Annotated in this window: 23 protein-coding genes; 9 read left to right on the top strand and 14 right to left on the bottom strand. The window is 46.7% G+C overall.

Annotated features, from left to right (window positions below; translation table 11 throughout):
• The first annotated feature begins 7 nt into the window (after positions 1–7).
• Together R7Q09_RS10805 and R7Q09_RS10810 are read left to right on the top strand one after the other, a co-directional pair.
• Positions 8–499: a type II secretion system protein M gene (locus tag R7Q09_RS10805; RefSeq protein ID WP_005383002.1), complete on the top strand. Its 492-nt coding sequence runs from the start codon at positions 8–10 to the stop codon at positions 497–499.
• 1 nt (position 500) lies between these two features.
• Positions 501–1,262: a type II secretion system protein N gene (locus R7Q09_RS10810; RefSeq protein WP_062730773.1), complete on the top strand. Its 762-nt coding sequence runs from the start codon at positions 501–503 to the stop codon at positions 1,260–1,262.
• Between the two features lie 303 nt (positions 1,263–1,565).
• On the opposite strand, the gene cysQ is transcribed toward R7Q09_RS10810, so the two are convergent.
• The 4 genes from cysQ to R7Q09_RS10830 form a co-directional block, all read right to left on the bottom strand.
• Positions 1,566–2,393: a 3'(2'),5'-bisphosphate nucleotidase CysQ gene (gene cysQ, locus R7Q09_RS10815; protein WP_005379308.1), complete on the bottom strand. Its 828-nt coding sequence runs from the start codon at positions 2,391–2,393 to the stop codon at positions 1,566–1,568.
• Positions 2,394–2,437: 44 nt separating this feature from the next.
• On the bottom strand, positions 2,438–3,007 hold the full coding sequence (gene nudE, locus R7Q09_RS10820) for an ADP compounds hydrolase NudE (RefSeq protein ID WP_005379309.1): 570 nt from the start codon (positions 3,005–3,007) through the stop codon (positions 2,438–2,440).
• A 176-nt stretch (positions 3,008–3,183) separates the two neighbouring features.
• A complete protein-coding gene (gene nfuA, locus R7Q09_RS10825) occupies positions 3,184–3,768 on the bottom strand; it encodes a Fe-S biogenesis protein NfuA (protein WP_005379313.1) in 585 nt (194 codons plus the stop codon).
• Between the two features lie 97 nt (positions 3,769–3,865).
• On the bottom strand, positions 3,866–4,591 hold the full coding sequence (locus tag R7Q09_RS10830) for an amidophosphoribosyltransferase (protein WP_025998648.1): 726 nt from the start codon (positions 4,589–4,591) through the stop codon (positions 3,866–3,868).
• Between the two features lie 84 nt (positions 4,592–4,675).
• Between R7Q09_RS10830 and bioH the strand changes: the two genes are divergently transcribed.
• Both bioH and R7Q09_RS10840 read left to right on the top strand, forming a co-directional pair.
• Positions 4,676–5,443 (top strand): pimeloyl-ACP methyl ester esterase BioH, encoded by a 768-nt coding sequence (bioH, locus tag R7Q09_RS10835; RefSeq protein ID WP_005384724.1) that lies wholly within the window; start codon positions 4,676–4,678, stop codon positions 5,441–5,443.
• 124 nt (positions 5,444–5,567) lie between these two features.
• Positions 5,568–6,032: a hypothetical protein gene (locus R7Q09_RS10840; protein ID WP_005379316.1), complete on the top strand. Its 465-nt coding sequence runs from the start codon at positions 5,568–5,570 to the stop codon at positions 6,030–6,032.
• Positions 6,033–6,136: 104 nt separating this feature from the next.
• Here the strand turns inward: R7Q09_RS10840 and R7Q09_RS10845 are convergent, their stop codons facing one another.
• The gene (locus R7Q09_RS10845; RefSeq protein WP_213867103.1) at positions 6,137–8,458 is read right to left on the bottom strand and encodes a Tex family protein; all 2,322 of its coding nucleotides are present in this window, start codon (positions 8,456–8,458) and stop codon (positions 6,137–6,139) included.
• Positions 8,459–8,687: 229 nt separating this feature from the next.
• Here R7Q09_RS10845 and R7Q09_RS10850 point away from each other — a divergent pair, with 229 nt between their 5' ends.
• The 5 genes from R7Q09_RS10850 (at position 8,688) to envZ (ending at position 13,922) form a co-directional block, all read left to right on the top strand.
• Positions 8,688–10,568, top strand: coding sequence for an ATP-dependent zinc protease (locus R7Q09_RS10850; RefSeq protein ID WP_086013892.1), 1,881 nt, complete (start codon positions 8,688–8,690; stop codon positions 10,566–10,568).
• A 117-nt stretch (positions 10,569–10,685) separates the two neighbouring features.
• Positions 10,686–11,177 (top strand): transcription elongation factor GreB, encoded by a 492-nt coding sequence (gene greB, locus R7Q09_RS10855; RefSeq protein ID WP_176311232.1) that lies wholly within the window; start codon positions 10,686–10,688, stop codon positions 11,175–11,177.
• A 105-nt stretch (positions 11,178–11,282) separates the two neighbouring features.
• Positions 11,283–11,678, top strand: coding sequence for a DUF1090 domain-containing protein (locus R7Q09_RS10860; protein WP_171343037.1), 396 nt, complete (start codon positions 11,283–11,285; stop codon positions 11,676–11,678).
• Positions 11,679–11,807: 129 nt separating this feature from the next.
• A complete protein-coding gene (ompR, locus tag R7Q09_RS10865; protein ID WP_005379333.1) occupies positions 11,808–12,527 on the top strand; it encodes a two-component system response regulator OmpR in 720 nt (239 codons plus the stop codon).
• 102 nt (positions 12,528–12,629) lie between these two features.
• Positions 12,630–13,922 (top strand): two-component system sensor histidine kinase EnvZ, encoded by a 1,293-nt coding sequence (gene envZ / locus R7Q09_RS10870; protein ID WP_017820700.1) that lies wholly within the window; start codon positions 12,630–12,632, stop codon positions 13,920–13,922.
• Between the two features lie 71 nt (positions 13,923–13,993).
• On the opposite strand, the gene R7Q09_RS10875 is transcribed toward envZ, so the two are convergent.
• The 9 genes from R7Q09_RS10875 to R7Q09_RS10915 form a co-directional block, all read right to left on the bottom strand.
• On the bottom strand, positions 13,994–15,382 hold the full coding sequence (locus R7Q09_RS10875) for a uracil-xanthine permease family protein (RefSeq protein ID WP_318070448.1): 1,389 nt from the start codon (positions 15,380–15,382) through the stop codon (positions 13,994–13,996).
• A 232-nt stretch (positions 15,383–15,614) separates the two neighbouring features.
• A complete protein-coding gene (gene recG / locus R7Q09_RS10880) occupies positions 15,615–17,696 on the bottom strand; it encodes an ATP-dependent DNA helicase RecG (protein WP_205391079.1) in 2,082 nt (693 codons plus the stop codon).
• Between the two features lie 253 nt (positions 17,697–17,949).
• Positions 17,950–18,633, bottom strand: a complete 684-nt coding sequence (gene trmH / locus R7Q09_RS10885; protein WP_017820702.1) for a tRNA (guanosine(18)-2'-O)-methyltransferase TrmH — start codon at positions 18,631–18,633, stop codon at positions 17,950–17,952.
• A gap of 52 nt (positions 18,634–18,685) precedes the next feature.
• On the bottom strand, positions 18,686–20,806 hold the full coding sequence (gene spoT, locus R7Q09_RS10890) for a bifunctional GTP diphosphokinase/guanosine-3',5'-bis pyrophosphate 3'-pyrophosphohydrolase (RefSeq protein WP_005379340.1): 2,121 nt from the start codon (positions 20,804–20,806) through the stop codon (positions 18,686–18,688).
• A 39-nt stretch (positions 20,807–20,845) separates the two neighbouring features.
• Positions 20,846–21,118, bottom strand: a complete 273-nt coding sequence (rpoZ, locus tag R7Q09_RS10895) for a DNA-directed RNA polymerase subunit omega (RefSeq protein WP_005379346.1) — start codon at positions 21,116–21,118, stop codon at positions 20,846–20,848.
• A 181-nt stretch (positions 21,119–21,299) separates the two neighbouring features.
• A complete protein-coding gene (gene gmk / locus R7Q09_RS10900) occupies positions 21,300–21,923 on the bottom strand; it encodes a guanylate kinase (protein ID WP_005379347.1) in 624 nt (207 codons plus the stop codon).
• Between the two features lie 448 nt (positions 21,924–22,371).
• Positions 22,372–23,595, bottom strand: coding sequence for a tetratricopeptide repeat protein (locus R7Q09_RS10905; protein ID WP_005379348.1), 1,224 nt, complete (start codon positions 23,593–23,595; stop codon positions 22,372–22,374).
• Between the two features lie 9 nt (positions 23,596–23,604).
• Complete coding sequence (locus R7Q09_RS10910; protein ID WP_005379353.1) at positions 23,605–24,237, bottom strand: energy transducer TonB; 633 nt, start codon at positions 24,235–24,237, stop codon at positions 23,605–23,607.
• 4 nt (positions 24,238–24,241) lie between these two features.
• Complete coding sequence (locus tag R7Q09_RS10915) at positions 24,242–24,649, bottom strand: ExbD/TolR family protein (protein ID WP_005379359.1); 408 nt, start codon at positions 24,647–24,649, stop codon at positions 24,242–24,244.
• Positions 24,650–24,658 lie beyond the last annotated feature (9 nt).

Consider the following 24,658-nt stretch of genomic DNA (forward strand, 5'->3'; position numbering starts at 1 on the left):
GGTGATGATGAAAAATTTAATTTCTCAAGCTCAGGTTTGGTGGAGCAGCATCTCGCAGCGTGAGCAGCGTTTGGTCATGGGATGTGGCGCTATTGCCGTTATCGGTATTATTTATTGGGGTTTATTACAACCAATGAGTCAACGTGCGGAGCTAGCTCAGTCACGTATTCAAAGTGAAAAGCAGTTGCTAGCTTGGGTACAAGATAAAGCGGATGGCATCACTGCACTGCGAAAAAGCAGCGGTGTGAGCTACTCTAGTCAACCGTTGAATCAGTTAGTTTCTTCTTCAGCTCGTCGTTATAAAGTTGAGTTGATTCGAGTACAACCTCGTAATGAGAGCGTTCAAGTGTGGATCAAACCACTCGCGTTTAATCAACTAGTGGATTGGTTACGTTACTTGAAAGAGCAACAGGGTATTGAAGTCGAATTTTTAGATATCGACCGAACAGAGCAAGCGGGCATGATCGATGTAAACCGCCTTCAGTTTAAGCGAGGTTAAGGTGAAGCGAGCAGTACTTTACGTTGTTATCTTTATCGTCTTTTTTTCAGTCAGTCTTTTAATGGGATTACCAGTCTCTTGGGTGTTACAACAAGCACCAACAGTGAGAGGTCTGGACATTCAAGGAGCCAACGGTTCGGTATGGCAAGGTCAAGCTTCTAGTATTCGTTGGCAGCGCCAGAACCTTGGAGAAGTTAATTGGGATTTCCAATGGTCGAGTCTACTGACAGGTAAAGCTGAGTTTGCTGTGCGCTTTGGTCGTGGTAGTGAAATGGACGTTCGTGGGCGCGGTTTTGTCGGCTATAGCTTAAGTGATGGCCCTTATGCCAAAAACTTAGTTGCCTCGATTCCGGCGGTAAAAGTTGTTGAGCAAGCGCGCCTCCCTGTGCCTGTTGGTGTTGATGGGCAACTTGAGCTGAATATTCGTCATGCGACTTATGCTGCGCCTTGGTGTAAGAACGGTGAAGGCACTTTAGTATGGAATGCCAGTGGTATTCAAAGCCCCGTTGGCAGCTTAGATCTCGGTCCTGTGATTGCCGATATAAACTGTCAGGATAGTGTATTGACGGCAACTGGTGAGCAGAGCAGCAAACAAGTCTCTGCGGCGTTCTCAGCAGAGCTGATGCCTAATCAACGATACTCAACCAAAGCGTGGTTCAAACCTGGAGCAGAGTTCCCATCCAGCATGGGGGAGCAATTGAAATGGTTGGGTAAGCCGAATGCTCAAGGTCAATATGAGTTTAATTACCAAGGGCGCTTCTAACCAATCGTGACAAAATCCAATATCTTAAAAGAGCTGCTATTGTGCAGCTCTTTTTGCTTTTGGATCATCGTAAGCTAAAACCTCTATTCGCTGTACATTCGATCTTGATTGGGAATGAGTGAAAGTTTAAAACCATGATTTTTAATTGATTTGTTTTCTTTCGTTCAGCTTTGCAAGCAATTGGAACATAGTGGGCCAAATACTCCAAGTGCTGTACAGAAGGTCAAAAAGAAAAGGCCACGAAGATATTCGTGGCCTTTCTATTGCTAGAATTTTGTGCTCTAAATTTTACCGATAGGGCGCTTAATCTTTGCGTTGTAAAATCTCATTCCAAGGTAAATCCGCATCACCAAGAACAATAAAGTTCGGGTTTTCTAGTGTTTCCCGCTCGTTATATGACAGCGGTTCTAATTGCGTGCTGAGAATACGTCCGCCAGCTTCTTCAACAATGCATTGTGTCGCAGCGGTGTCCCACTCACCTGTTGGACCTAGTCGGAGATAGCAATCTACCGCCCCTTCCGCGACGAGGCATGCTTTCAATGCTGCAGAACCGAGCGGTATTAAGTCGTAATTCCAGGCGCTACTCATACGGTTAGTAATACGATTGATGTCTTGGCGACGACTAATAGCAATTGCGATGCTTTGCTCTGGCTGTTCGTGTTTGTGTGTATGGATTTTGACGCTGTCCGACATGTCGGGAATTTTCCAGGCGCCTTTGCCATTATAAGCGTAGTAAGTCACGCCAGATACAGGGCCGTAAACGACGCCCATGGTTGGTCGATTGTTGTCGACCAACGCAATAATAGTGGCAAAGTCACCACTGCGAGCGATGAATTCTTGAGTACCATCAAGAGGGTCGACTAACCAATAACGTTCCCACTGAGCGCGTTGCTCTAAGCTTATGTCTGCGTCTTCTTCTGACAACACGGGAATGTCAGGCGTCAGATCACTCAAGCGTTCAGTGATGAACTTGTGAGCTGCAATATCTGCACTTGTTACGGGAGTTTCGTCACTTTTGGTGTAGGCCTCGTATTGCTTCTTTTCATATATTTCGAGGATCATTTGCCCAGCACTGCGGGCAATCTCGATGACTTGAGGAAGTAGGTGAGATAGATCTTTTGTCATTGGCATAAGTGATAGTCCTTACTCACAGTGTTATTCGGTTCTAATGACCGTTATTGGTTATGCTTGTGAGTGGTGTTTGGTAAGTGTTTCAGTGCCAACATTAGCGCTGTGATGCTTCGTGCTTCACAGAAATCCATGTGAGTTAATAACTCTTCGGCTTGCGCAAGTGGCCAACGCACAATTTCCAGTGGTTCAGGCTCATCGCCTTCTTGCTTCTCTGGATAAAGCGCCTGTCCTAAAAATAGAGTCATTTTGCTCGAAAAGTAAGATGGCGCGAGGATAACTTGTTTCAACGGGGTTAACTGATTACAGCCAAAGCCGATTTCTTCTTTTAACTCACGATCCGCAGCTTGGTGTGGTGTTTCTCCTGGGTCAATCAGCCCTTTTGGGAAACCTAGCTCGTAGCGTTCAGTTCCAGCGGCGTATTCACGCACCAGTAATAAATCGCCTTGTTCTGTTACAGGGACTACCATTACAGCATCTCGTCCACTTGGCTTCATACGCTCATAAGTACGGTGCTCACCATTGGAAAAACGAAGGTCGAGCGCTTCCACAGCAAACAGTTTGGATTTTGCAACCGTCTGGCATGAGAGTATCTCTGGTGGGGTTCGTTTCGGCATGACGCTGGCTCCTTGGTGTCGTTGGCGTTTACGAGATGCGTAAGATTCTTAATATATGAGAACTCCGCCTGAGTTTCTAGCGGATTTTACGAGTCGAGCTAAGCATCTCAGCATCACCTCAGTATCGATACAAAAATGGGAGACCGAAGCCTCCCATTTTCTGACAGTGTTTACTCTTAGTAGTAAGAGTGATCACCACGGTCATGTTCTGTAGCATCACGAACTGCGGTTAGTTCACCAATGAACTGGTTTAGCAGCTCTTTCTCGATGCCTTCTTTTAGTGTTACGTCAACCATAGAACAGCCATTACAACCGCCACCAAATGCAACAATCGCAACACCGTCTTCAGTGATCTCAACCAAGTTTACGTGACCACCGTGGCCAGCAAGTTGTGGGTTCACTTGAGTTTGGATAACGTACTCAACGCGCTCAACCAGTGGTGCGTCGTCCGCAACTTTACGCATTTTAGCGTTAGGTGCTTTTAGCGTTAGCTGAGAGCCCATTTTATCGGTAACAAAATCGATTTCAGCGTCTTCAAGGAATGGCAGGCTTAGCTCATCCACGTAAGCTGAAAAACCGCTGTAAGAGAGTTCAGTGTCGGTCGATTCTACTGCTTCTGGTGGGCAGTAAGACACGCCACACTCAGCGTTTTGTGTACCTGGGTTCACAACGAAAATACGAATGTTAGTGCCTTCAGGTTGTTGACCTAAAAGGTTAGCGAAATGCGTTTGCGCAGTTTCTGTAATAGTAATATTTGACACGACGAATACCCGAGTAAATTTGTAGGTTACTGCTGCTATTCTACTCTTGTTGACGTATGGGTCTAGTCTTTTTGATGCTAAGGCATGGCGAAGCGATCTAGAGAGAACGAGGAGCAGGTGTTCTGCAGATGCAGTAAATATCGATGCTTTCTACGCCAACTTCAAGTAGTAAATGACATAATTGTCGGACGGTACTGCCTGTGGTGACTACATCATCGACGATGGCAACATGGGAAGAGTGAGGTTGCTTATTGAGAATAAACGCGCCTTTTAAGTTTTGTTCACGGCTTGTTTTGGTATTACCACGCTGTGATTGGGCGAGCTTTACTCGACGAAAGACCTTCGCATCAAAATTAGTCTGCAATTGCTTGGCGAGGTGTCGGGCTAAAACATCACTTTGATTAAAACCCCGGCGCAGGTAACGCTGCCAGTGCAATGGCACACTGGTAATGATTGGAGCTGGCGTGGTGATGCGCTGTGCCAGTTGCTCGGTTAATGCTTTTACATGCCAAGACTCTCCGTGATCTTTAAAGCGTTGTACTTCCCGTGAAAGGGGAAAGTCGTAATCGCCTAACGTGTATAGCCTTTGCCATGGCGGTGGCTCTGAAAGACATTCACCACAAATACTATCCGTACTCATTTCTTCTTTCTGTAATGATAAACCGCAGCGTTGACATCGTTTTACCGGAGTTAGGTATTTTAAACAGTGCTCGCACCAGCGCAGAGTATTTGTGTGGCTTGGTGTTTGAATAGGGAACCGACACAGGCCGCATTGACTGCTCAATACACGATGCATGATGTTTTGCCAGTGATGAGATAACATAGCGTTTATTCATGATGATATTTTACTCAGCCTAACGCTTGGCTGAAGCCGTAGGGAATAAAATAAGTGGGAGAGATTGAGAGCATGAGCACGAAATTACACTGGCAGTCATTTGGTCAGGGACCAGATTTGGTGTTACTTCATGGGTGGGGCATGAATGGTGCGGTATGGCAGCAGACAGTCGAGTCTCTTCAACCTTATTTCCGAGTTCATGTGGTTGACCTTCCGGGGTACGGACATAGCGCCGAATCTCATGCTGAAGATTTAGACCATATTGCTAACTTGGTGGTGCAAGGTGCGCCAGAGAAAGCGATTTGGCTTGGTTGGTCCCTCGGAGGTTTAGTGGCGACGCATGTGGCATTAAATATGCCCGAGCGCGTGGCTAAGTTGATTACGGTTGCCAGCTCACCTAAATTTGCCGCAGAAAAACCGTGGCGTGGCATTCAACCGAATGTACTGAGTGCGTTCACCTCTCAGTTGCTAGAAGATTTCTCACTGACCATTGAGCGCTTTATGGCGTTGCAAGCGATGGGCAGCCCATCAGCGCGTAAAGACGTTAAACAGCTCAAGCAAGCGGTACTATCGCGCCCTCAGCCAAACCCTGAATCGCTGTTGGTTGGGCTAAACATCCTTGCTGATGTGGATCTGCGCGATGCGTTGACGTCTCTTTCTGTTCCAATGTTGCGTCTTTATGGCCGTTTAGATGGGTTGGTGCCAATTAAAGTAGCTAACGATTTAAGTGAACAGTTGCCTCATACCCAGCAGTTTGTTTTTAATCAGTCCTCTCATGCGCCTTTTATCACCGAACATGACGAATTTTGTGTTCAAATCCGAGAGTTTGCTCACGATTGAGCAAGTACGAGCGGAAATACCTCAAGTTGTTTAAAAAGTGGTCGATATAAAGGCTGGTGAGGTTTTATTAGCCAATAAAGCTAAGCCATATTGACGAGTTGGGCGACTCTGAGGAGGGTTCGCAATGATTGTGTCACCGACCAACGTAAGTGTGCCACTGATCGCCCCATCCGTGAATGTGCAGACGGAACAAGCAGCTCGCGACAATAAAGTCCGAGAGCCTGTAACGCCAACGGTCGCATTGGCCAAAACCAATGCAGAGCGAAAAGTAAAAGGTGATGACAAGCGCCGACGTCAGTCTTCTTGGGATCCTTCAGAGCATCCTGATTATGATATGGAAACGGAAGTCGACACGCGTTATCAAGAAGAGCCGGAAGATACACTAGAACGGCTTTTTAGTTTGCTTGCGCTCAAATCGTATAGTGAAGACCAGGGGAAAGGCTACGCGATCCGCTTTCGCTTACCAAAGCGCATTTTGGATGCTGCGATCAATGAAGGATTAATGGAAAAGCGCAGGAAGGTGATCAAGTTTCATTATGGTCATGCAGTCGCTCCCCATACACCGTCAGAAGTGATAGCAGTATTATGACGACTCAATATCCTACTCAAACAAAAACGCTCCAAGCAGGTTGACTGATTGGAGCGTTTTCTTTTTAGTTATGAAAGCTCGTTAGCGGTGAAGCCTAGGTAAGATTACTTTTTCGCTCTAGCAAACGCTGCAGCAAATGCACCGCCCATCGCGCTGTTCGATGACGAATCATCACGGCGAGGCTGACGACGCTGCGGTTGGTCATTACGACGCGGCGCTGCTGATGAGCGTTGGCTACGGTTGTCTTGACCCGGTTCGTCGTTCATACGCATCGATAGACCAATACGTTTACGCTGCACGTCAACTTCCATCACTTTCACTTTGACGATGTCGCCCGCTTTCACCACTTCACGTGGGTCAGACACATAACGATCTGTCAGTGCAGAGATGTGTACGAGACCATCTTGGTGAACGCCGATATCAACGAAGGCACCGAAGTTGGCTACGTTCGATACCACACCTTCTAGAATCATGCCCGGTTCCAAGTCAGATACCGAGTTTACACCCTCTGCAAACGTCGCCGTTTTGAATTCTGGACGTGGGTCACGACCCGGCTTGTCTAACTCTTTGATGATGTCTGTAATGGTTGGAACGCCGAAGTTATCGTCGGTGTAATCGACCGCATGCAGACCTTTAAGGAAGCTTGAATCACCAATCAGTGCTTTGATATCTTTGTTGTTCTTCTCAGAAATCGCTTTGACCACTGGGTACGCTTCTGGGTGAACCGCAGACGCATCAAGTGGGTTCTTACCATCCATGATTCGTAGGAAGCCTGCACACTGCTCGAACGCCTTAGGACCTAAACGAGGTACTTTCTTTAAGGTTGTACGTGCTTCGAAGCGGCCGTTCTCATCGCGGAAGTCGACAATGTTCTGCGCGATGGTACTTGATAAGCCTGCTACGCGCGTCAGTAGCGCCGCAGAAGCGGTGTTCACATCAACACCAACCGCGTTTACACAGTCTTCCACAATCGCATCTAGGCGTTTTGCCAACATAGATTGGCTTACATCGTGCTGGTATTGACCCACACCAATAGATTTCGGATCAATTTTCACGAGTTCAGCCAATGGATCTTGCAAACGACGTGCAATCGACACTGCACCACGCAGTGATACGTCCATATTCGGGAACTCTTTTGCTGCAAGCTCAGACGCTGAGTAAACCGATGCACCCGCTTCACTTACGATGATCTTCTGAACTTTCAGGTTGCCACGTTTGATGACGTCTGCGACAAAGCTGTCGGTTTCACGTGAAGCCGTACCGTTACCAATCGCAATCAAATCCACGTTGTACTTACGCACCAACTGCTCAACGATTTGTGCTGACTTGTCGTATTGTTTTTGTGGTGGGTGAGGGTAGATGGTTTCGGTTGCAAGCACTTTACCTGTTGAGTCGACAACCGCGATTTTTGAACCTGTACGCAGACCCGGATCGAGACCAAGTGTTGCACGAGGGCCAGCCGGTGCTGCCATCAACAAGTCTTTTAGGTTAGTGGCGAATACTTCAATCGCTTCGATTTCAGCGCGCTCTTTCATTGCGCCCATTAGCTCGGTTTCCATGTGCATCGATACTTTGATGCGCCATGCCCAGCTGATCACTTGCTTACGCCAGGTATCCGCCGGTGCGCTGCTTAGCGTTACGCCATAATGGTCGGCGATAATCGTTTCGCAGTAAGACTGACGAGCGCCTTCTTCCTGTTCTGGATCAGCGTTCATCGCCAATGTCAGGAAGCCTTCGTTACGGCCGCGTAGCATCGCCAGTGCGCGGTGCGATGGCACTTTGCTTAGGGGCTCGTTGTGGTTGAAGTAATCTTTAAACTTCTCGCCTTCTTGCTCTTTGCCTTCAACGACTCGTGAAACCAGTTCCGCATTGCGATTTAAGTGGTTGCGAATTTTTTCCAGTAAGTTTGCGTCTTCTGCGATGCGCTCCATGATGATCGCGCGAGCGCCATCCAATGCAGCTTTGGTGTCTGCGATGCCTTTGTCTGCATCAAGGTATTTGCTTGCTTCGCTTTCTGGCTCGGTTTGTGGATGATTCCAAAGTTGATCTGCGAGTGGCTCAAGACCAGCCTCAATCGCGATCTGACCTTTCGTACGACGCTTGGGTTTGTAAGGTAGGTATAAGTCTTCAAGACGAGTTTTGCTGTCTGCCTGCGCGATCTCTTGTTCTAGCTCTGGCGTCAGTTTGCCTTGCTCTTGGATTGATTTGAGGATGGTTTGACGGCGATCATCCATTTCACGAAGGTAAGACAGACGGCTGTCCAAAGTACGCAGCTGGGTATCATCAAGGCCCCCCGTCACCTCTTTGCGGTAACGTGCAATAAAAGGGACAGTGTTGCCATCATCAATTAGGGTGACAGCGGCGTTGACTTGCTCTGGGCGAACATTCAGTTCTTGAGCAATCATGCGACAGATAGCTTGGCTCATCCGTGTTTTCTCTTTTAATTCGGTTTGGGTTGTATAGAACATTGGGGTCATTCGAAGAATTTGCAATGTTTTAAATTAACGAGGCAAAAATTTACCGGGCGCTGGTGGACATCAGTCAGATTTATGTCAAAACTGTAATTAAATTGAGAACTTATATCCGCAGTTATCGACTAACCTAATTCCACGGTTGTTGATATCACTAAATGTACCTCGGCTTATACGGATAATCATGATGAAAAAAATGTCTTTGGCGTTAGCGCTTACGAGTGCCTTACTTGTCGCCCCGCTTAGTTGGGCGCAATCTATCTCAGGAACCACACAAGCTCCCGTTTATCAGCTCGATAACAAATTGGTACTAGGGCGTGTGGAGAGCGTCTACTACAGTGACATTCCGGAACTAAAAGCGGTGCCATTTATTGGCAAGATTGATACTGGTGCAGATACGACATCGATGCATGCGGAGAATATCCATGTCAGTAGCTCACACCCAGATTACCAAGATTTGAAAGATAACGAGTTACTTTGGGCGATTGTCGATGACTTAGGTGGTACGAAGGCAAAGTGGGACGCCGACAGCTTTAAGCCATATCAAGTAAAGGTTAGCTTTACGGTTCCTCACCCTTATACAGGGAAGGAAATACAGATTACCGATGATCTGGAAAGAGTGAGCGCGATTCGCAGCCGAACAAGCAAAAAGCCCATCCTACGCCCGACAATAAAAATGCCGATGACAATCGCTGGTCACACCGTTGATACGGAAGTGAACCTGACCAAGCGTACGCAATTCTCTTCTCCTATCTTGATTGGTAAAACCTATCTCGATGATAACGCATGGGTCTTCGCTGGTTACGATTACCTTCAAGAACAGCCACGCGCAAAAATGATTGGCAAAAAAGAGACGGTTGAAGTCGAAGGTGTGCCATATAAGATCAGCATCTCAACTTCTAGCCGTTATACCAACGTCCATGCACTGGACATCAAGGTAGACAAAAAGCATAACGAAGTCTCTTTTATGTTAGAGGGCGAGAATGGCAAGCGTCATCCAATGACATTACCCTTGGTACGAATGCTGAAAACGACCAAAAGCGAGCGCCCTTTAGTCTATTTACCCGTCAAAGTCGGCGAAAATGAAACTCAACGTTGGTTGGTGTATCTGCGTGATCGCAGTAAGTTCAGTTCGCAAATTCGCTTAGGTCGGGACGTCGCGAGTCAGCACTTTGTTATTGATACGGACAGAGAAAATCTACTGGGTGGCGTAGAAAAAACGTTCAAAAGCGCGCTCAAATCAAAACCTCTTGTCGTTTCACCAGAAGAACAGGTCACCATTGATGGTTATACCGTCCCTGCTTACCCCACTTTTACTGTGAAAACGCCATTACTGCGTGTAAATGGGTTTGAAGTAACAGAAAAAGGTAAGGATGAATCCGTCACGTTTTATTTAATGAACGATGAGGGGAAAGAAGAAAAAATCACCAAACCAGTGTTGAAAAAGCTCAAGGTTGGCAGCGCGGTTCGCCCTGTTGTCGAAGGAGACTTTCTTCTCGGTAGAAAAGACACATCAATGAAGTTTGCGCTCGATGTGCTTGATGAGGGTGACACTCAACCCTTTTTCGTCTTTGGTCATGACATAGCCAAGGGTGGTGTGTTGCTGAACACTCGCGCAGACCATCTACTAGATGCAAGGCCACTTTTCAAAGCTGGCCATATCGAAGTGGCTGAAGTTGAGGGGATGTCTTTCCCTGTGAAGTTAGACACGGGTGCAGATGTAAGCTCAATCAATGCTAAGAACATCAAGCAGTTTAAGAAAGACGGCAAAGACATGGTGAGCTTTACCTATGAGAACGATCTTGGCATGAAACAGGCGTTTACCAAGCCTGTTGTTGATGTCATGCGTATTAAAGCGAAGAAAGGCGAGAAAGCGAACGTACGCCCTGTGGTTGAAATGCATGTTAAGCTTGGCGAATTAGAGAAGAAGATCCGAGTCAACTTACAGGACCGAGGTCGCTTCCATTACAGCATGATTTTAGGTAAAAACTTCCTAAAACATGGCGCGGTTGTTTCGAGTGATACGAATTACATCGTGACGCAAAAACCGGATTACGAAAAGTAACACTCTGGCCGCCTTATCACCTTGATACCCAAAGCCTGAACAACGTTGGATCTTTGGGTATATCATCTCCTTAATGCTGCCAAAGAGCAGCATTTTTTAGTTGAGATAGGAGTTAATTTGAAAACTAAGCTGATTACACGAGAAGGTTACAACAAACTCAAACAAGAGCATGATTACCTTTGGAATGAAAAGCGCCCGGAAATCACCAAGATCGTCACTTGGGCGGCGAGCCTGGGCGATCGCTCAGAAAATGCGGATTACACCTTCAATAAACGTTTACTCCGTCAGATCGACCGTCGTGTCCGCTTCCTTCGTAAATTCCTGCCAGAAGTCACGATCGTTGACTATTCTCCGCAACAAGAAGGCAAAGTCTTTTTTGGTGCATGGGTGGAAATAGAAAATGAGGTAGGAGAAGTGAAAAAGTTTCGTATTGTCGGGCCTGAAGAGATTTATGGCGATGCGAAAGACTACATCTCTATCGATTCACCTATGGCGCGAGCGATGTTGAAAAAACAAGTGGATGAAGAGTTCACGGTACGCACCCCAGAAGGTGAAAAAGAGTGGTTCATCAACTCAATTGAATACACTCAACCGGCCTCGGAAGACTGAGGCTTTATCACCGATTCAAGTCTCATGAAGTTCACTAGAAGTGACTTGGGTCTCAACGTCAGAATATTTGGTATAAAGGCATGGTGCCTTTCTCGGAGAAGTAAAATGAACAAAGCAGTCATGTGTAGTGCTGCACTAACAATAGGTTTCTCACTTTCAGTTTTTGCTCAAGATGAAGTGAAAGGCTGTGACGCTAAAGAGTTAGCGGTAGAGCAGCAGCTTGAGTATGCAAAAGCGCAAGGTAATGAGCATCGCATTAAAGGCTTGGAGCAAGCACTTTCCGCTATCCAGAATGAATGCTCGGAAGGTGAGCTGCGCCAAGAGCTGCAAGCAGAAGTGGAAGAAAAGATTAAAGAAGTTGAGGAGCGAGAGGAAGAATTAGTCGAAGCTCAGCATTCAGGTAAAGCAGACAAAATTGAGAAAAAACGTCACAAGTTGGCGGAGGCACAGCAAGAGCTGCTTGAGGCCAAACGTGAACTGGAATGGAATTATGGTCAATAGTAGGTGCTGAAAATACCTGCTAGAGAGAGAATAAAGCGCTTAAGATAAAAAGAGTAACAATTTGCTTGAGCACGTTAGGAAAAACAGTGATACATTTTCGACAATAGACGCTTCTGAAAGGATGTTTCAATGCAAGAAAATCATAAAATTTTAGTGGTTGATGACGATGCTCGTTTACGTGCTCTATTGGAGCGTTACCTTTCTGAGCAAGGTTTTCAGGTACGAAGTGTCGCCAATGGCGAACAGATGGATCGCCTACTGACGCGCGAAAACTTTCACTTAATGGTGCTGGACCTAATGTTGCCAGGTGAAGACGGTTTGTCAATTTGTCGTCGTCTACGCCACGCGAACAATATGTTGCCAATCTTAATGCTCACCGCGAAAGGTGATGAAGTGGACCGCATCGTAGGTCTTGAGGTAGGGGCGGATGATTATTTGCCAAAACCGTTTAACCCACGCGAATTATTGGCTCGCATCAAGGCCGTATTACGCCGCCAAACTGTAGAGTTGCCGGGTGCACCAAGCACGGAAGAAAAAGTGGTGGAGTTCGGGGAGTTCCGACTCAATCTAGGCACTCGCGAGATGTTCCGCGGTGACGAGGCAATGCCACTCACCTCTGGAGAGTTTGCTGTTCTAAAGGCGCTCGTGATGAATGCACGTGAGCCAATGTCACGAGACAAATTGATGAACATGGCGCGTGGCCGTGAATATTCTGCAATGGAACGTTCTATTGACGTACAAATCTCACGTTTACGTCGCATGTTAGAAGACGATCCGAGCAAGCCGCGCTACATTCAAACCGTATGGGGCCTAGGTTATGTTTTCGTCCCAGACGGCAAAGAGGTGTAACCTCTTCACTCCATAGCCAGCACTTGGCTATAGCAACTTCAGCCTTCATTACCTTCCCTTTGAAGGCTGAAATTTCGCGATTAGGACCACTAGGAACGTTCCATGCGCATCCGAAGTTCACTGACACAATCTATTCTGCTGTTCATCTCTTTGCTTCTCGCGAGCCAAGTTTTCTCTTACTACGCCGTTTTTAACTACGCGTTGATGCCGAGTTTGCAGCAGTTCAATAAAATTCTCGCCCATGAGCTCAATTTGGTGCTTGATGATGAAGGACCTTTAAAGTCTGATGCACCGTTAAGGCGTCAATTGTTAGAAAGATTAGGGGTGACGGTTCATAGTCTCGATAGCGATAAGGCGATTGAATTTCATCACGCAATGTCGATTGATTTGATGTCTGAAGAAATGAGCCAAGAGCTGGGTTCGCCCACAGAAGTGCGCTTATTGCTTGGCGATGAAAGTTACATTTTGTGGATGCACATCGAAAAGTTGCCGAACTCCATCATTCGTATTCCGTTATCTGAGCTGCAAGAAGAAGATTTTGCCCCGCTGTTTCGTAACAGCTTGATTATGGCGCTGCTGATCATTGCAGGTGGTTGGTTGTTTATTCGTTTGCAAAACCGTCCACTTTTGGCTTTAGAGAGAGCCGCGAAAGACGTCGGTCGAGGTGAGATCCCGCCCCCCTTAGCAGAGAAAGGCGCATCGGAGATTCGCTCTGTAACTCGAGCCTTTAATCAAATGTCGAAAGGTATTCAAGAGCTAGAAGAAGACCGAGCCTTATTAATGGCAGGGATTAGCCATGACTTACGAACACCTCTGACGCGTATTCGCCTAGCGACAGAAATGATGTCTCCTGAGGACAGCTATCTTGCGGAGGGGATCATTAGCGATACGGAAGAATGTAATGAGATCATCAGTCAGTTTATGGATTACCTCAAACCGGTGAACCAAGAATCGTTTGAAGCGGTTGATATCAGTACGATTGCCAGTGACGTCGCCAGTTCTGAAGGTGGTTATGAGGTTGAAATTGAAACAGATCTTAATCTTAACTTGCCGCCAGCCAAAGGAAGCGCGATTGCGATTAAGCGGGCGATCAGTAACTTAGTTGTGAATGCGCTACGCTATGGCAATGGCTGGGTCAAAATCAGCACTGGTGTGACAGCAGATAAGCAGCTAGTGTGGATTTCAGTAGAGGACAACGGACCGGGTATCGAGCATTCCCAAATCGCGAGGTTATTTGAACCCTTTACGCGTGGTGACACCGCTCGCGGTAGTGAAGGCACTGGGCTAGGGTTGGCGATTGTGAAGCGTATAATCAGCCAACATTCAGGCTCTGTGGTGATGCGTAATCGCAGTGAAGGCGGTTTAATCGCTCAAATCAGCTTTCCTACCAAGTAAGTCGATGGCCTGCACCCTTTAAACAAAAAGCCCAACCTAAATAGGTTGGGCTTTTCTTATTCTCAATAATCTTAAGACTCTTTCACTTCCTGAGGAAGTTCATCTTCGTCTTCCAGTTTCTCTGGCAGAAGTAAATTTAAAATGATCGCAGTGATGCCACCTGCTGCAACACCAGTTGAGAAAATACTCTTAATAAATTCTGGCATAAATTGCAGGATCTCTGGTTTTTGTGCGATACCAAGTCCCATTGAGAAGGATAAGGCCATGATCAGAATTGCGCGGCGATCGAGCTCAACACGAGAGATAATACGCACACCAGCGGCAGCAATCGTACCAAACATGACAATCGTTGCGCCGCCAAGTACTGGCTCAGGAATCAGCTGAACAAAGCTAGCGACGCCAGGAAACAAGCCAAGAATCACTAACATGCCTGAAATAAAGTAACCCACGTAGCGGCTCGCGACTCCTGTTAGCATGATGATGCCGTTATTCTGGCTAAACGTTGAGTTCGGGAAGCTGTTGAAAACGGCTGCGATTGCAGAGTTTAAGCCGTCTGCTAACACACCGCCCTTAATGCGTTTCATGTACACTGGGCCTTTTACTGGCTCACCAGACACTTCAGATGTTGCGGTAATATCACCGATGGCCTCTAGTGCGGTAATAAAGAAAATCAGTACCAGCGGAATGAACAGAGACCAGTCAAACGATAAGCCATATTGCATTGGTACGGGCAGTGCTACGATCTCGGTTGCGCCTAGCTGAGAAGTATCTACCATCCCCATAAAATACGCCATGATGTAGCCCACTAGCATCGCAATCACGATTGAAGCCACACGGATGTATGGGTTTTTCGAGCGGTTTAAAATCACAATTAATCCAAGTACCGTCCCAGCCAGAGCAAGTTTGTCTAAGCTGCCGAAGGTTCCTTCATTTAATGCTGCGTAGCCACCGCCCATTGATACTAAGCCGACTTGAATCAGTGTGAGACCGATAAGAGTGACGACGATGCCTGAAACAAGCGGAGTGATGATTCGGCGGGCATGCTCCAACACGCGAGATAGAAAAATTTCTGCAAATGATGCGACTAAAATCGTACCAAAAATGGCAGCCATCATGGTGCTGATGTCTGCTCCACCGGCTTTCAGCGATAGGCCTGCACCAATAATAGGACCTAAAAAGTTAAAGCTGGTGCCTTGAACAGAGAGCAAACCAGAGCCAATTGGGCCAACGGTGCGAATTTGAATAAACGAAGACACGCCTGACGCAAACAAAGACATGCTGATGATGGTATTCGTTTGGTCTGCTGGTACACCCAAAGACTGACAGATGATCAGTGACGGAGTGATAACCGCGACGAACATCGCCAATAAGTGCTGAAGTGCGGCAAAAATGGTTTGAGGCAAAGGTGGTCGTTCGTTGAGTTGATAGACCAGTTCCGAAGATCGGTTTGAAGTTGTCATTGTTTGTCTCGCTAGTCGCAATATTTCCCTAGTTCTCGCTGAATGGGAGAGCAGGGTGGAGTTGACGTCGTTACCTGTGATTGCTGTTAATCAGAGTCAACTCAGGTTGGTGGAGTGTGATCTAACACACTTAAAAATTTGTGCGCGATTATAGAGAGATTTACTCAAAAAGCAAACGTTTGCTTTGTTTTTGGCGTATTAAAAAACGAGCCATTTGGCTCGCTTTCAATCATTACGCTTTGGAGTAAATATCCCGCTCACCCAACCAGCGATCGATAATCGCTGTTGCGTTAGTCGGGTAATTGTCATGAATATGACGCGCAATACGCTGAACTTCGGGAATCAGGCGTTGATCTCGAACTAAGTCTGCGATTTTGAAATCAGCAAGACCTGTCTGCTTTGTACCCAATAGTTCTCCAGGGCCACGAATTTCTAGGTCTTTCTGCGCAATGACGAAGCCATCGTTACTTTCACGTAGTACTCCGAGACGTTTTTGCGCGGTTTTTGACAGCGGAGAGTGGTACAGCAGCACACAATGGCTAGCAACGGAACCTCGGCCCACGCGACCTCTTAACTGGTGTAATTGTGCCAAACCAAGACGTTCAGGGTTTTCTATGATCATCAAGCTAGAGTTTGGCACATCCACACCAACTTCAATCACTGTCGTTGCGACCAGCAAATGCAGTTTATTGTCTTTGAAATCTTGCATCACCGCTTGTTTCTCTGCCGGCTTCATTCGTCCGTGCACTAGACCAATTTTTACGTCCGGCAGTTTACGTTGAAGCTCTTCTGCGGTATCTGCCGCGGCTTGCGCTTCTAATACTTCCGACTCATCAATCAGGGTACACACCCAATATGCCTGCTTGCCTTCGTTTAAGCAGGCATTTCGGACACGCTCGACGATGTCGTCACGTTTTGTATCAGGAATGGCAACGGTTTGAATCGGCGTTCGACCCGGTGGTAGCTCGTCAATCACGGAAGTTTCCAGATCGGCGTAAGCGGTCATCGCTAAGGTGCGAGGAATAGGCGTCGCCGTCATGATCAACTGATGTGGGTAGGCGCCTTGTTTTGCGCCTTTTTCACGCAATTCTAATCGCTGATGGACACCGAAGCGGTGTTGTTCATCAATGATGACCAAAGCAAGGTGATGAAATTCAACGTGCTCTTGGAATAGCGCGTGAGTACCCACTACCATTTGCGCTTCACCACTGGCAATACGAGCCAGCTCGGCTTCCTTTGCCTTACCTTTGAGTTTGCCCGCTAACCAACCGACTTGAATGCCCATGGTTTCAAACCAGTTTGCGAAGTTGATAGCGTGTTGCTCGGCCAATAGTTCGGTTGGCGCCATGAGTGCCACCTGATGGCCATGCTCAATGGCTCTAACAGCGGCCAAAGCGGCAACCAACGTTTTCCCCGAACCAACATCGCCTTGCACTAATCGCATCATTGGGTGCGGTTTTTCTAGATCGGCTTCAATCTCTTGTACGACTCGGGTTTGAGCGTTTGTAGGAGAGAAAGGCAGTTGGGCTAAAAGCTGCGTTTTTAGTTTATTACAAGGACCGAGAGGTAGCGCTGAATCCTTCTGACCTTTGCTACGCACCGCTAGCATCGATAAGTTTTGTGCGAGCAATTCTTCCATGATCAAGCGGATTTGGGCAGGATGTTTGCCTTCGTCAAACTCATCTAAATTAATGGTTGGTGGTGGGCGATGAATGGTGTGCAGCGCTTGCGACATCGTGATTTGATGGTCATACAACCCCGCTGGAAGTAATTCCTGCACTGCGGTTTTATCAAGCAGGGCTAAAGCTTGTTCGGTAAGGTTGCGTAATGTGATTTGGCGTAAACCATCGGTGGTGGGATAAACAGGGGTTAAGCTCTGTTCTACATCGGGCTTTTGCTCGCTGACGTAAAACTTGTAGTCAGGATGAACAATTTCCAAACCCATGCCACCGCGCTTAATTTCACCGTAAGCATGTACTAACTTACCTTGCGTGAAATTGTTCTTCATGGCTGCGGTAAAGTTGAAAAAGCGCAGCGTGATAGTGCCATTACCGTCGCTGATTTTTACCGTTAGCATTTTGCGCTTACCGAAGATGGTGTCGACTGCCATGACCTTACCTTGCACTGCCGCCCAAAGGCCAGCATGCAGTTTGGCAATAGGGTAAATACGAGTACGATCTTCGTAGCGTAACGGAAGGTGAAACAGCAAATCTTGAACGCTATGTAAGCCAACTTTGGCGAGTTTTTCTGCGACTTTCGCGCCAACTCCAGAAAGGGAGGTTAATGGGACGGCAGATAACATTTGGGCGGACATAGAGGGCTCAAGAAAATGGTTAACATAGCAGTATGTTAACCATGGAGCTGTGTTTTTGTACAGGAAAAAATAGTCATGCTTTAGTTAGTGTCATGATTTGACTGATAACCTATCATTCCGAGGAGCTTTAGCGACATCAGGATTCTATTTCCAACAAGTATGTCGCTGAAGTTAACACTATCAGCATCTGTATATTTGAGAATTAGATCCTGAACCACGCTCCTTCGCCGCCGTTCAGGATGACGAAAGTCTGTTACTTGCTTTGCATCTCTTGCCACCACGCGTCATCGGCGATGATTTGACCTTCTTCATCGAGTGGTGGGTAAACGAGCCCTTTTCGTTTCGCGACCTTTGCCAGCACTGGGTGACCACGTTCAAAGAGAATACGGTTGATTGTCTCTTTAGGCAGAGCGCTTTCTTCTCGGTCGTACATGCCTGCGGCTTCACGTTGACGTTGCGCTTCATACAAAATTACGGCACTGGCAACCGATACGTTTAGTGACTGCACCATGCCCACCATCGGGATAATAATGTCTTGATCAGCAAGCTGTTTGGCTTGCTCTGAAGCGCCAACCTTTTCGCTGCCTAAAATGATTGCCGTTGGTTTGGTGTAGTCGATCTCGCGAAAATCGACGGCGGTGTCCGAAAGATTGGTCACCAAAACCTGCATACCTTGCGCTTTGAGTTCGGTAATCGCAGTTTCAATCGAATCGTGAGTATCCACTTCAACCCAGTTACGCGCGCCAGCTGAGGTATGGCTCAGCGTACGCATTTTGTCAGGCCAAATTGCGTGAACTTTGTGTAAGCCTGTCGCGTCAGCGGTGCGGATCACGGCAGAGACGTTGTTTGGCTTATGTACTTCTTCGAGACAAAGTGTCAGATCAGTTTGGCGAGTTTTTAGGACTTGGTGAATACGGTTGTAACGTTCTAGGTTCATATTTATTGAGGTATAAAAAATCGCCACCTAACAGAGTAGGTGGCGATAGAGGTTAGTTCTTTCTGCGTCTGACTCGGGTTGCTTGAGGCATTGCCTTAATCTTACGCATGATACCAGCAAGGTGGACACGATCTTTCGTCGTCAACAGCACAGTCACAGTGTATAGACGACCATCACGTTCTTCCGTTGAAAGGCCATGAATGTTTGATCCTGTTTTCGAGATCACGTTGGTTAGTTCTGCAAGAGCACCTTGGTTGTTAAGCATGTCGACTTTAAGTTCAGCAATGAACTCTTTATCGTAGTCTTCAGACCAAGCGACAGCCATATAACGGTCTGGCTCTTTCTGATAACCACGAACGTTCGGACATGTTTCTCGGTGAACAACCAAACCACGACCAGGCGATACGTGAGCAATAATGTGATCATCTGGGATAGGATGACAACAATTTGCAAACGTCAGCAATAAGCCTTCTGCGCCACGAATCGGAAGCTTCTTCTTCGAGTCCGTTGGGATTGAACTTGTTGTCGTGAGCTCTTCGGTGTCACCAAGGAGACGACGTGCGATCACAATGCTCATCAACTCACCCAATCCAATAGCAGCCAATAAATCATCGATGCTTTCTAGGCGAAGATCATTCAAGACTTCTTGGATATTTTCTGGATAAATTGAATCAATCGAGTGACGGCCAAGTGCGTGATTAAGTAGGCGACGACCTAAAGTAATCGACTCTTCACGACGCATCGTTTTCAGTACTTGTCGAATCTTAGTGCGGGCACGAGAAGTCACGACATAGTTTAGCCATGCCGCATTCGGACGCGCACCAGGGGCACTGATAATTTCCACCGTCTGACCGTTTTTCAATGCCTTACTCAATGGGTAAGGGTTACGGTCAACACGAGCACCAACACAAGAGTTGCCTACATCGGTATGTACCGCATAGGCAAAGTCGACAGCCGTTGCGCCTAAAGGCAATTCAACGATACGACCTTTTGGTGTGAAGACGTAAATCTCATCTGGGAAAAGATCGGATTTTACGTTTTCAATGAATTCGAATGAGTTACCCGCGCTTTGTTGTAGCTCTAACAGGCTTTGCATCCAACGCTGAGCTTTCACTTGCGCAGTGGTGCCAGACTTGTCGCCTTTGTCTTTGTAAGACCAGTGTGCCGCGACACCTTTGTCCGCCATTTGATCCATATCTTCAGTACGGATCTGAACTTCAACAGGTACGCCGTGTGGGCCAACCATGGAAGTGTGTAGCGATTGATAGCCGTTCGCCTTTGGTACCGCGATGTAATCTTTCATGCGACCAGGACGTGGCTTATACAAGCTGTGTACTTGGCCTAAAACGCGATAACAAGTATCAGCGGTATCAACAACGACTCGGAACGCATAGATATCCATGATGGTGTGAAAGCGCTGTTCTTTGGTTTTCATCTTGTTGTAGATAGAGAACAGGTTTTTCTCACGACCAACGACGCGAGCATTCAAGCCAAAATCTTGCAGACGGCCTTCTATTTCGCTGTGAATGCGTTGGATCATCTCTTTACGATTACCACGTGCGGCTTTAACCACTTCTTTCAGTACGCGGTAGCGGTTGGGATATAGCGCCTCAAAGCCCAACTCTTCGAGTTCGGTTTTGATATTGTGAATACCAAGACGATGAGCGAGGGGCGCGTAAATTTCTAACGTTTCACGAGCAATACGACGCTTTTTATCTGGTCGAAGCGCGCCAAGCGTACGCATGTTATGCGTGCGGTCAGCCAGTTTGATCAGAATGACGCGGATATCTTGCACCATGGCCAGAACCATCTTACGAAAGTTCTCAGCCTGAGCCTCTTTCCTATCGCGGAATTTGAGTTTGTCCAGTTTAGATACACCATCAACCAATTCTGCGACAGTGTTGCCGAATTTCTCTTCGAGATCTTCTTTAGTTACATCACAGTCTTCAATGACGTCATGCAGCAAAGCAGCTTGGAGGGTTTCGATATCAAGGCGCATTTCGGCCAAGATACGAGCCACTGCGACAGGGTGGATGATGTATGGTTCACCGCTAGAGCGGGTTTGCCCTTCATGGGCATCTCTCGCTACCACATAAGATTGACGCAGAGCCTCAATCTGAGGCTCTGTTAGGTATTCTTGGGCAACGTCTTTGAGGCTATCGAATAGATACAAATTATAGGCCCGGGAGGTTGTTGAATTCTAAAGTCAGAATTAACGGTTGTGAGCGATGCTGCTTACTGCCGCTAGCTCTGCCGCTTCTTGCTCTTGCTGTTCTTGACGTTCACGAGCGTCTAGAACTTCTTTAGTAATTAAACCTTCTTCGATTTCGCGTAGAGCGATAACCGTTGGCTTATCGTTCTCTTCTGGCACTAGTGCATCTTTACCGCCAGTTTGCATTTGACGAGCGCGGCGAGCCGCAATCAGTACTAGGTCGAAACGGTTGCCAACTTTTTCAACAGCGTCTTGAACAGTTACGCGTGCCATGAGGACTCCAAATAGTTAACTAAAATTTTAGAATGACGAGAAAGTATACAACCTAACTACTTTATTTACTAGCAATTAGACAAGCCACCGTTTGTGGACTTTCTCAGGTAGTTTATTGTGTTTTTCGCACTGGGCAAAAAACGGGAAATTCTTTATGTTTTACAGCGTGACTTTTTTGAAGTTACTCTGCTAACAACGCGTCAAGCATACCTTTATATTTAGCAGCTTGCTTTTCTTCCTTCAATCTTTCAGCACGCAAGATAGCTTTAAAATCCATCAAAGCGGTATCAAAATCGTCGTTTACGATCACGTAGTCGTACTCGTTGTAATGAGAGATTTCCGACTTGGCTTCAGCCATACGCTTTGCGATCACTTCATCGCTATCTTGACCACGAGTGTTCAAGCGACGCTCTAACTCACCGTTTGATGGTGGCAGGATGAAGATGCTTTTGGCTTCTGGCATTTGTTCACGGATTTGGCGTGCGCCTTGCCAGTCGATATCTAGAAAAACGTCGATACCTTTATTTAGTGTTTCTTCAATCCATACACGAGATGTGCCGTAATAATTACCAAACACTTCTGCGTATTCTAGGAAGTCACCTTTAGCGATCAGGGCTTCAAACTCATCTTTCGCTACAAAATGGTAGTGGACACCATTTTCTTCACCAGGTCGCATGTTGCGCGTGGTGTGAGACACAGACACTTTCATTGCGTAGGTTGGGTTGCGTTCCAACATCGCTGAGATCAAGCTAGATTTACCTGCGCCGCTAGGTGCAGATACGATATAGAGAGTACCTTTGCCCATTGTACTGTTCCACTTTTGATTGGATTGATTGAGTGCCGAAGGAAAGTTCGACATTCTTATAACGATAGCACTGGCATTGAGAAATCAACCACCAAAGGGGTGGATATTGGTGATAATCCCGCCAGAAAAATGGAGGCGAAGAGTATCATGATCTCTATTTTGTTACCAGTTGATCTTTCTGTCTGTGATCGTCTCAGATGAAATAGTTACTTACGCCAGAGTGTTCCTAAACAGCGAAGAAGGAGCGTGATACAGGACTTACCATCCGCGCACTCTGTTATTAAAACCATTTCTACAACCGTTTAGTGTGCTGATTTTAGGTTTAGAGTCCCGATTTGGCTTGCGTGAGTGACTCTGGTTAAAAATAGGGGTTAATAAAGATAAAACGGAAAAAAGGGGAAGCTTTCACTTCCCCAGGCGTGCGACTGACTCACACTTAATCTTCGAATTATCCTTGAGACTCTAGGAAATTTATCCAAGGGCTAACGGTTGACCTGAATTTTGGCGATTGAGCAGCGCCTTTCATCGCCTGCAAGGCCTTTTGTGGCTGCTTAAGCTCGAAATAGGCCATCCCGCGAATGTATTCAAGTTCTGCCTTTTGCTCTTTAGAGGCACTGGATGCCGCGCTTTCTACAAAACGAGTTGCTTCAGAATACTGCTTGTCTTGTATCATTAAGCGAGCAATCTGAATTTGCGTTTTAGCAGAAGGAGCGAGGTTATATGACTTTTTATAAGCGAGAATTGATTTATCTAGCTCTTTAGCTTGCTGCCAGAAGCTGGCTAGGCGGTCATAGTTTTCCTTCGTCTTTTCAATGTTTCCAGCTGCCATTTCCTTTTCAAGAGTTTTGGCTGCTTTATATGGAATACCTTGATAAGCCAAGAAGTTTACAAAGCGTAAATATTCCTTCTCTCCTTCTAGTTTCCCCATTTTGTAAACCATTTCTAGGGTGGCTAGAGAGTTGCGCTCTTGACCTAGCTCCATGTAGACACCAGAAAGTTGCATCCAGTAACGCTTTTTCTGAGGGTACTTTGAAGTCAGAGTTTTGAGTACACTGGCAACGCTTTTCAGCTGGCCTAACTCGTAGTGAGATGCAACGAGAATTAAGTACCAAGACTCACTTGGGCTCTTGCTCATCGCGATGGCTTTTTTGGTTGGCGGGATTGCATTTTTGTAATCTTCCAACTGAACATAAGCGCTCGCTAACGTGATATAAGCATGAGCTTGAGGCTTCTCTTTGGTTGTTTCTGCAACCTTGAACCATTCCTTCATCGTTTTTACAGACAACGTATACTTTTCTTCAGCTAGGTAAAGCTGAGCCAAGCTGTAGCGAACTTGTTGAGCAACCGGAACGGGAAGTGCGTCGAGCTGTAATGCTTCGGCAAAGTATTTTGCTGCTTGCACATAATTGTCTTGTAGCGAATACAAAAAGCCAGTCTGCTGAAGTAAAACTGCTCGGTCGTATTTTTTCGAACTTGTGCTTTCTAAAGCGCTTGCTAGTTTTTCTTTCGCTGCTGAATATTTTTCAGTTGCGATCAACTCTTGCACTTTGTTAACGGTTCGAAATGTCCGATCTGATAACTGAGGAGCTTCTTTTGCCATCGTAGGAGCGGCCATTGCCACTCCTGCGAAGAGAATTAAAGAAGCCACTTTGCTTTTCCATAAACTTTTCATCGTGACTCCTTAATTGGTTGAGAACTCTATTTCTTGCGATAGGCGCGAGCTAACAGGTTTCCCGTCAACCAATTTTGGTTTAAATGTCCATTTAGAGACTGTTTTTCTTGCCGCTCGACCGAGGCCTAAGCGTCGTGGTTGCTCTTTAAGAACTTTGATGTCCTCTACGGCACCACGTGCGTTTACAGTAAACTCTAATAAGACGACCCCTTTTTCTATTCCTGCTTTCGCAGCCTTCCTAGGCATTTGAGGTTGGAATGTCGCTAGAGGTGTTGGACCTCCGCTACCCGCGAGTTGCGCACCTCCACCCTGGCTATAATGTCCAAGCACCGAACCACCTGTAACATTTACGGGTAGGTCAAGCTTTGGCATATCCATTGGGGTCTGCTCCATCACCGGTTTTACTGTCGCTGTCACTTTCATTTCTGGCGGTGGCGGCGGACGCTTAGGCGGTGGTGGTTTTGGAAGTTCGCGTTTTTTCTCCTGTATTTTTTCGTCTGGTTTAATGCGAATAAACTCGACCATACGCAGGTCATCATTCGACACTAACTCGTGGCGCTCTTTGTTTACTAGCTTGTCCATCCCCCAGAACAACCCGAGGGAGACAATGAGCGCCAGTGCAATTGAGGCCAGATACCGCATAAGCTTAATCCTTATTGGTTGCGGCAATGGAGATGCTTTCTACACCTGCCATTTTGATCTGGTCCATAACCTTCACGACTACGCCAGCATTTGCTTCAGTGTCGGCTTGGATAACAACTGCGCCATCAGGGCTTTCTGCACGAAGACGTTCAATATTCGCGCGAACTGCGTCCACTTCGATGCGGCGTTTATCAACCCAAACATCACCCGCCGCACCAACTGCGACCATGATGTTACCTTTTTTCACGGTTTGCGCAGAGCTTGCCGTAGGGCGGTTTACTTCTAGACCAGCTTCTTTGACGAACGATGTTGTTACGATAAAGAAGATCAACATGATGAATACGATGTCGAGCATCGGTGTCATATCGATAGCGGTTTCATCACTGCTATCACTGCTATAGCGTCTTTTCATGACCTATAC

Source organism: Vibrio sp. 2130-1 (assembly GCF_033339515.1).